The sequence below is a fragment of the Arthrobacter sp. 35/47 genome, from assembly GCF_000520475.1.
Lineage (GTDB): Bacteria > Actinomycetota > Actinomycetes > Actinomycetales > Micrococcaceae > Arthrobacter_D > Arthrobacter_D subterraneus.
The window spans coordinates 29,977-37,840 of the sequence record NZ_KI914604.1 but is presented as its reverse complement, the minus strand read 5'-3'; the positions used below and the strand labels follow the sequence as shown (position 1 = coordinate 37,840).

The following is a 7,864-nucleotide window of genomic DNA, read 5'->3' as shown; positions in this document are numbered from 1 at the left end:
CCCGCCTGCCCTGAATGCCAGCGTCCGGCCGCCGTCGGGATCCAGTGCGTGGACTGTGTGCGGGAAGCCCAGCGGAACGCTCCCGCCACCCGAACCATCTTCGGCGGGACCGTCCGGCAGGGCAAGCCTCTGGTGACGTTCACGCTCATCGGCGCCTGCGTGGCGCTCTTCCTTGCCCAGATGGCGATCCCCGGGGTCACCGACGCCCTGGCCTATGCAGGAATCTACACCTCGCAGTTCATTGCTCCGGAACCGTGGCGCATGATTACCGCCGCTTTCCTCCACTCGACGGGCTTCCTCCTCCACATCGGTTTCAACATGTACGCACTGTGGATCATCGGGCAGGCCCTTGAACCTCTCCTGGGCAGGGGAAGGTTCCTTGCTCTGTACCTGATCGCCGCCTTTGGCGGGTCAGTCGCCGTCCTACTCCTGACCAACCCCCTCCAGGGCGTTGTTGGAGCATCCGGTGCCGTGTTCGGGCTCTTCGGCGCCATGCTGATCGTGCAGCGGCGGCGGGGCGGAGACGTCCGGCAACTGGTAGTGCTGATCGCCATCAACACGGTATTGGGATTCGTGGTTGCCGGAATCTCCTGGCAGGCGCACCTCGGCGGGCTCCTGGCCGGAAGTGCTGCGGCTGCCATCATCGCGTACACACCGCGCGGCCCGAAGCGTTCACTGATCCAGTGGTCCGCTCTGGGCGGCCTGGCGCTCCTCCTCGGCGTGCTGGCATTCATCGGCGCCACCCTGGTGACACTTCCCGGATAGTTATCCACAGGGTTTATCAACAACGGGGAAAACTTACACACATGTAATTCCACAGCTGTGGATAAGCTGGATGCCCAATTTCTGCGGAAATCGCATTCGTCCCACCTAGAGTTACGCACACCTGTGGATAACTCGGTGCACAACGTGTGCATGAACGAGATCCGATGGGTGGACGGTCAGGTAATCGCCTCGCGCACCTCGGCGAGCAGGTCGCGCATCGCCGCCTCGGCAGAATGTGGATCGGCGCGCGCAATGGCCGCCGCGACAGCTTCATGGCTGGCGAGGGCGTGTTCGCGGGGAGTCCGCGGCATGAGGCCCTGATTGGTCCGGCCCCGCAGGACCTCCGTGACGACGTCGTCGAGTGCGGAGAACATTTCGTTCCCGCTGGCGCTCAACAACAGCGCGTGGAACTCGATATCCACGGCCAGGAACTCTTCCAGGCGGCCCGCTTCACCGAGCGCGCGCAGTTGACCGGCGAGCCGGAGCGCGGCGGCGCGCTGCTCTTCGGTGGCATGGCGGGCGGCGCCGGCAGCGGCAAGTGGCTCCACGGCGCAGCGCAGTTCCGTGAGGCTCCTGAACTGCCGCGCGCGGGAGGTCCCTTCAAGCCGCCATCGGATGATCCGTGCGTCATACACGTTCCAGTGATCCGGTGACTGGACCACGATTCCCACTCGGCGTTTGCTGAACACAAGATTCATGGACTCCAGAATCCGCATGCAATCCCGGATGACTGTGCGCGAGACACCGAAACGGTTCTGGAGTTCCTCAATAGTGAGACGTTCCCCGGGGCCAAGTTCGCCACCGACAATACTGCGCCCGAGCTCTTCGATGATGCTGCTGTACATCACTGCAGCTGCCGGAGCAGGGTCTTGCAGGGGCTGCGCCACAGGAGACCTTTCCGACGGTGGGGGTGGTGAGATCAGGATAGGCCGGGATGGCTGCATTTCAAAGGTGGTATCTTTCACGGACCAAAGGTGCTACCTTTATCGTCGAGTACGAGCGATGCGTCACACCGGCGCGAGCGACAACGGAGTCGAGGAGACACGATGGAATCACCAATGCATCTCGTCATCATGGGTGTGTCGGGATCGGGCAAGACCACGATCGCCACGGCTCTTTCAGATCGGCTGGGGTGGACCTATGCGGAAGCTGACGAGTTCCATTCCCCCGCGAACATTGAGCGGATGACCCAGGGAATCCCCCTGACCGACGAGGACCGCAAGCCCTGGCTGGAGTCCATTGCAGGCTGGATCAGCGAAAAAAGCGCTCACGGAGAATCAACAATTGTGACCTGCTCAGCCCTGAAAAAGGCATACCGCGATGTGCTGGCCGCAGCCGACGGCGATGTGCGCTTTGTTCACCTGCTGGGCGACGTCGAACTCATCCGTTCCCGTATGAAAACACGGACCGGCCACTTCATGCCGGAGTCGCTGCTCCCCTCACAGGTCAGCACCCTCGAACCCCTTCAGGAAGACGAACGCGGGCTCACTGTCGAGAATGTCCGCCCGCCCGCCGCGGTCCTTGACCGCATCATGGCCGAACTCGGGCTGAACGCCTGAAATCCACACAACGCAACGGAGAAGTAAATCATGGTCATCGAAGGTTGGACCCAGGCGCTCGGGGCTGGGCCGCTACTCCTTATCGCAGCCGCCGCCATCGCGGTACTGCTCGTCCTCATCATCAAGCTGCGCGTTCACGCCTTCGTGGCGCTCATTCTTGTCAGCCTCCTCACCGCCTTTGCAACCGGCATCCCGGCCAACCAGGTGGTTCCCGCGCTGACAAGCGGCTTCGGATCAACACTTGCATCGGTCGCGCTGCTCGTGGGCCTGGGCGCGATGCTCGGAAGACTGGTTGAGACTAGCGGCGGCGCCAAAGTGCTCGCGGATTTCCTGATTGGAAAGTTCGGTGAAAAGAGGGCCCCGCTTGCGCTCGGTGTGGCCTCGCTGATCTTCGGATTCCCCATCTTCTTCGACGCCGGACTGGTTGTCATGTTGCCCGTGGTGTTCTCCGTGGCTCGGCGTCTCGGCGGCGGCGTCCTCATTTACGGGCTGCCCGCAGCCGGCGCGTTCTCGGTCATGCACATCTTCGTTCCGCCCCATCCCGGGCCAGTGGCCGCATCCGAATTCTTCGGCGCCAACGTAGGTCTCGTTGTCCTCGTGGGGCTCATCACCGCCATCCCCACCTGGTACATCACCTGCTATCTCTATGGGTTGTGGATGGGCAAGCGCTTTGTCCTTCCGGTACCGGCGCTTCTCGGTCAGGCAGATGAAGAGCACGAGAGCAACCCGCCCTCCTTCGGCACCGTCGTCGCAATCCTGCTGCTTCCGCTGATCCTCATTTTCCTCAACACCGGTCTCAATGCGCTGAACGTGGGAGGGGCACTTCCGGAGGGAACGGCGGACCAGGTCTGGTTCCAGGTCCTGCGGACCATCGGTGAAACTCCGGTTGCCCTGCTCATTGCGCTGCTGGTTGCGGCCTACGTACTGGGTCGGCGCCGCGGAGTCGAAAAGACAGCGCTCGAAAAGGTCCTCGAATCCTCCCTCGGCCCGGTCTGCTCGGTCATCCTCATTACCGGTGCCGGTGGCATGTTCGGCGGTGTCCTGCGGACTTCTGGGATCGGCGCGGCCCTGGAAAGCGCGCTCGGCAACCTAGGCATTCCAGTCATCGTTGCGGGATTCCTCATTGCCGCGATCCTGCGCATTGCCCAGGGTTCGGCCACTGTTGCCCTCACCACGGCGGCGGGCCTGATCAGCCCGGCCATCGCATCGGCCGACTACAGCGGTCTTCAGCTCGCCGCGCTGGTCATAGCGGTCGCCGCAGGGTCAGTTGTGGTCAGCCACGTCAATGACTCGGGATTCTGGCTGGTGGGCAGGTTCTTCGACATGGATGTGAAGACCACGCTCAAGACCTGGACCGTCATGGAAACCGCTATTGGCGTCATGGGTTTCGGCATCGCTGCAGCCGTCTTTGGACTCGCATCGCTCGGCTGAACACAGCGGACTTCGGCAAAGACGGCAGGAGACGCCCCCGTTGGGGGGCGTCTCCTGTCATATCCGGTGGGACCAGGGTCCGGCTGAACCTTGTTTCCGGTTGAACCTTGTTCCGGTTAAACCTGGGCCCGGCTGGGCTAACGCCAGCGGGTAGTCATCAGGAACCCGACAATCGCGATTCCAAAGCCGATCAGGATATTCCACGAAGCGATGTCCGGGATGGGGAAGCGTCCCTCGGAGATGTAGTAAACAAGGATCCAGAGGAGTCCGAGAACCATCAGCCCGAACATCACGGGCTTGTACCAGACCGGGTTGGGCTTCGGTTCCGAAGCGGCGCGCGTCCTCGACTCCACCGGCTTCTTGCGGGACTTCGACTCGGGCACGGATCCTCCTAGACGGTGGCTGATCTTCCAGCCGCTGTGTTTACGGTCATACAGGCTCGGAAAGCGGCGACAACACCAGTTATCCTAATCAGGCACTATCATCATCGGCGCACGGTTCTAGCTGTCCATTCTAGCTAATGAACCGGGGACGTCACGCCCGGCAGCATATCCGTAGGCAGGGAGAAGGTTTGAGCAACGTTGGCGGCGGCATCGCGGTGGCCCGCCGTGACCGTTCCAGACGGCAGCCTGCCCCCCGCCGCCGTCGTGGTTTCCTGCAGATGGCGGCCCAGATTGTCGGTGAGCTACTCATCACTGCAGGGGTGATTCTCCTGCTGTTTGTCGCCTGGCAGCTGTGGTGGACCAATGTGGAATCCAACGCGAAACAGGATCAGGCTGTGGAAGAGTTCTTCGCGGATCTGGGTGAAGTACCGGCACCCCAGGAGGCGGCAGAAAACCCCCCGCCGTCCGCACCGGACGAGGTTCCGGTACTGGGACCGCGGGCAACCGGCGAAACCTTTGCTGTCCTCTATATCCCCCGCTTCGGCGAAAACTACACCCGTCCGGTGACGGGCGGTGTCACCACAGCGGTCCTCGACAACCTGGGGCTCGGGCATTACCCGGAGACCGGCATGCCGGGTGCGGTGGGCAACTTTGCATTGGCCGGCCACCGGCAGACCAACGGGGCCGTCCTCGACAACATTCACACTCTGGTTCCGGGCGACCGCATCCACGTGCAGACCCAGGACGGCTTCTACACCTACGTCTACCGCAACACGCAGATCGTGCTGCCTGACCGGGTCGATGTCCTCGCGCCCGTCCCCACCCAACCCGGCGCAGGGCCCCAGGAACGGATCCTTACCCTGACAAGCTGCAACCCGCGGTTCGGTGCGCAGGAGAGAATCATCGCCTACGCCGTCATGGAGTCGTTCCGGCCGCTCGCGGCAGGGCCGCCGGAAGAAATTGCCGCACAGGTCGGCGGCATAGCGGAAGGAGCTGCCTGATGTACGCCTTGATCTTTCGATCCCTCCCGGGGCCCCTCTGGCTACGGATCATCTGGGCGATCCTGCTCATCGCGGCCGCGCTTGCAGTCCTGGTGACCTGGGTATTCCCATGGCTCTCACAATTCAGTCCCCTGACAGATTCAACGATTGGCGCCTCAGCATGAGTAATCCCACCCGCATCCTTGTTGTGGATAACTACGACAGCTTCGTCTATACCCTCGTCGGCTACCTGCAGGAGCTCGGGGCGGAAACCACCGTTGTCCGGAACGACGACGTCACGCTTGAGGAGGCGGTGGCCCTCGCCGAGGCACGCGACGGAGTCCTCATCTCCCCCGGTCCAGGCGCGCCCGCGGAGGCCGGTGTCTGTATCGACCTGATCCGGTGGTGCGGCGAGCACGCGAAACCGATGCTCGGCGTATGTCTCGGACACCAGGCGCTGGCGGAAGCGTACGGCGGATCAGTGACCCACGCACCGGAACTCATGCACGGAAAGACCTCCCTGGTGGAACACGACTCCACGAACGTTTTCGAGGGCCTGAACTCGCCGCTCACCGCCACCCGGTACCATTCGCTCGCGGCTGTCGGCGATGTGCCTGACGAACTGCGGGTGACTGCGCGGACGGCCAGTGGAGTAATCATGGGACTCGAGCACCGTTCGGCGCCGCTGTGCGGGGTGCAGTTCCACCCGGAGTCCGTGCTGACGGAAGGCGGCTACCGGATGCTGGGCAACTGGCTGGAGCACCTGGGCCTTGCGGGTGCGGCTGAGCGTTCAGCGTCGCTGAGTCCGCTGATCCACCACGAATCAGCCTCCTAGGCCGTCCAGAACGTCTCCCACTACTCCGCTGTTGCCCTGCCCGCGACCCCGCCCCTCATTGCCGGGCTCTTCTTCCGCGGCGGGGCTTGGCTCCGGTTCCGGACTGGGGGTCGGTTCCGGCTCTTCCGGTGGGGCGGCAACGTAAACCACTACCTCGCTGCCTGGCGCAATATTGGAATCAGGCGCTGGTTCCTGCCGTGTGACCAGACCGGGCTCGACGACGGCGTTCTCCTCCTCCACTATCCGCGGCACCAGCGCCCTGGCAGGATCCTCAAGAATGGCCACGGCCTCCTCACGCGGCAGTCCGATGAGCCGGGGAACGGTCACTTGACCGGTGGAGAGCACCAGGTTCACTTCCGAGTCCGCAGGAACGGATGAGCCCAGCGCCGGTTCAGTGGCGATGACGCGGCCAACCGGGACTGTTGCACTGTTAGCTTCGCTCACGCTCCCACCGCGCAGGCCGACGGACTCCAGCGCGTCCCGGGCCGAGGACTCCGTCATCTGGAAGATGTCCTCCGGGATAGTGCGGTTAGCCGGACCTTCCGAAATCCGCAGGGTCACCAGGGAATCCGGCTCCACCTCGCTGCCGGCTTCCGGATCAGTACCGATGGCGACGCCGGCCTCCACTTCATCGTGGAAGGTCCGCTCCACCTGTGGTCGGAGCCCGACGGCTGTGAGAGCGTTGCTTGCCTCGGTTTCAGTCATGGAGTCCACTGCGGGCACGGATGTGAGGACGGGTTCCTCCGGTTGGGCGTTGAGGATCCCGAAGAGCGCCACGCCGCCGGCGGACAACACCAGGGCGAGCAGTACGAGAAGCACGGAGATCCAGCCGCGCCGCCGGGAACGCCGCCGGTCGTCGGCATCATTGCGGTTCCGGGCAGCATGCACGATGGGGAGCGAACCGGTTTCCCGATCCTCCGCCAATGCGCCGGCAGGAATACTTCCACCGGCAAGCACCTTCGCCATAGCGCGGGTCTGCGGTGCATCGTCGTCGTCCGGCTGCGGCGCCACGGCAATCGCCTCAGTGGGAGCGTGAGCGCCGGGCCGGATGCCTTTGCCTGCATCAATCAGGGCAGCCCGGAAGTCGGCTGCGCTCTGGAAGCGCCTTGCCCGGTCCTTTTCGAGCGCGATATGGAGAACCGACTCAATCTCAGCCGGGATGCTGTCATTCAGTTCCCGCGCCGGGACGGGCGCTTCCCGGACGTGCTGGTACGCAACGGACACCGGGCTGTCCCCAATAAAGGGTGGTCTGCCGGTCAGCAGTTCATACAGCAGGCATCCCGCGGAGTACAGGTCGCTGCGCGCATCGACGGTTTCACCCCGTGCCTGTTCAGGAGACAGGTATTGGGCAGTTCCGATCACCGCCTGGGTCTGGGTCATGGTGGCTGCGGAGTCGGCGATCGCGCGTGCGATCCCGAAGTCCATCACCTTGACCTGCCCCTCGGGAGTGATCATGACGTTGGCGGGCTTGATGTCCCGGTGCACGATTCCGGCGCGGTGGCTGTATTCAAGGGCCGAGAGCACGCCCACAATGTATTCAACCGAGGTCTCATGCGTCAGCTCGCCGGCCTTCAGGAGGTCCCGAAGGGTGCGCCCGGCCACATATTCCATGACGATGAACGGAACGCGGACATCGTCATGGTGCTGTCCTTCGATCTCCTCCTCGCCGGTGTCGTAGACGGACACGATGGTTGGGTGGTTCAGCCCAGCCACAGCCTGGGCTTCCCGGCGAAAACGGGACTGGAACAGCGGATCCCGGGCAAGGTCCTGGCGCAGCACCTTGATCGCCACGGTGCGGCCAAGCCGGATGTCGCGGCCAAGGTGGACGTCGGCCATGCCGCCACGGCCGATCAGCTCACCGATCTCGTAGCGTCCGTTGAGGATTCTCTCGCTGCTCACCTGTTGCCCCCT

8 protein-coding genes are annotated in these 7,864 nt (G+C 63.6%); 5 read left to right on the top strand and 3 right to left on the bottom strand.

Translation table 11 applies throughout. The annotated features are described in order from the left end of the window. Positions 1-765 (top strand): rhomboid family intramembrane serine protease (locus tag X803_RS19545; RefSeq protein WP_035778767.1); only part of this gene is annotated, 765 nt, incomplete at its 5' end. A 176-nt stretch (positions 766-941) separates the two neighbouring features. On the opposite strand, the gene X803_RS0111695 is transcribed toward X803_RS19545, so the two are convergent. Continuing rightward, positions 942-1,652 (bottom strand): FadR/GntR family transcriptional regulator, encoded by a 711-nt coding sequence (locus X803_RS0111695; protein ID WP_343299625.1) that lies wholly within the window; start codon positions 1,650-1,652, stop codon positions 942-944. 159 nt (positions 1,653-1,811) lie between these two features. Here X803_RS0111695 and X803_RS0111690 point away from each other — a divergent pair, with 159 nt between their 5' ends. After that, the gene (locus tag X803_RS0111690) at positions 1,812-2,324 is read left to right on the top strand and encodes a gluconokinase (protein ID WP_026545279.1); all 513 of its coding nucleotides are present in this window, start codon (positions 1,812-1,814) and stop codon (positions 2,322-2,324) included. A gap of 30 nt (positions 2,325-2,354) precedes the next feature. Next, complete coding sequence (locus tag X803_RS0111685; RefSeq protein ID WP_026545278.1) at positions 2,355-3,755, top strand: GntP family permease; 1,401 nt, start codon at positions 2,355-2,357, stop codon at positions 3,753-3,755. A 137-nt stretch (positions 3,756-3,892) separates the two neighbouring features. Here X803_RS0111685 and X803_RS0111680 read toward each other — a convergent pair whose 3' ends face one another. Continuing rightward, positions 3,893-4,138 (bottom strand): cell division protein CrgA, encoded by a 246-nt coding sequence (locus X803_RS0111680; protein WP_026545277.1) that lies wholly within the window; start codon positions 4,136-4,138, stop codon positions 3,893-3,895. A 278-nt stretch (positions 4,139-4,416) separates the two neighbouring features. On the opposite strand from X803_RS0111680, the gene X803_RS0111675 reads away from it, so the two are divergent. Both X803_RS0111675 and X803_RS0111665 read left to right on the top strand, forming a co-directional pair. Next, on the top strand, positions 4,417-5,139 hold the full coding sequence (locus tag X803_RS0111675; protein ID WP_253907456.1) for a class E sortase: 723 nt from the start codon (positions 4,417-4,419) through the stop codon (positions 5,137-5,139). Positions 5,140-5,299: 160 nt separating this feature from the next. Then, a complete protein-coding gene (locus X803_RS0111665; RefSeq protein ID WP_026545274.1) occupies positions 5,300-5,953 on the top strand; it encodes an anthranilate synthase component II in 654 nt (217 codons plus the stop codon). Here the strand turns inward: X803_RS0111665 and pknB are convergent. Beyond that, positions 5,942-7,852: a Stk1 family PASTA domain-containing Ser/Thr kinase gene (gene pknB / locus X803_RS19540; protein WP_051470714.1), complete on the bottom strand. Its 1,911-nt coding sequence runs from the start codon at positions 7,850-7,852 to the stop codon at positions 5,942-5,944. The two genes, X803_RS0111665 and pknB, sit on opposite strands and share 12 nt — an antisense overlap. Positions 7,853-7,864: the final 12 nt, after the last annotated feature.

What these genes read in the sequence shown, in the direction of transcription:
- X803_RS0111690 (WP_026545279.1), top strand. Translation starts at nt 1,812, where the DNA reads ATGGAATCACCAATGCATCTCGTCATCATGGGTGTGTCGGGATCGGGC.
- X803_RS0111685 (WP_026545278.1), top strand. Translation starts at nt 2,355, where the DNA reads ATGGTCATCGAAGGTTGGACCCAGGCGCTCGGGGCTGGGCCGCTACTC.
- X803_RS0111675 (WP_253907456.1), top strand. Translation starts at nt 4,417, where the DNA reads ATGGCGGCCCAGATTGTCGGTGAGCTACTCATCACTGCAGGGGTGATT.
- X803_RS0111665 (WP_026545274.1), top strand. Translation starts at nt 5,300, where the DNA reads ATGAGTAATCCCACCCGCATCCTTGTTGTGGATAACTACGACAGCTTC.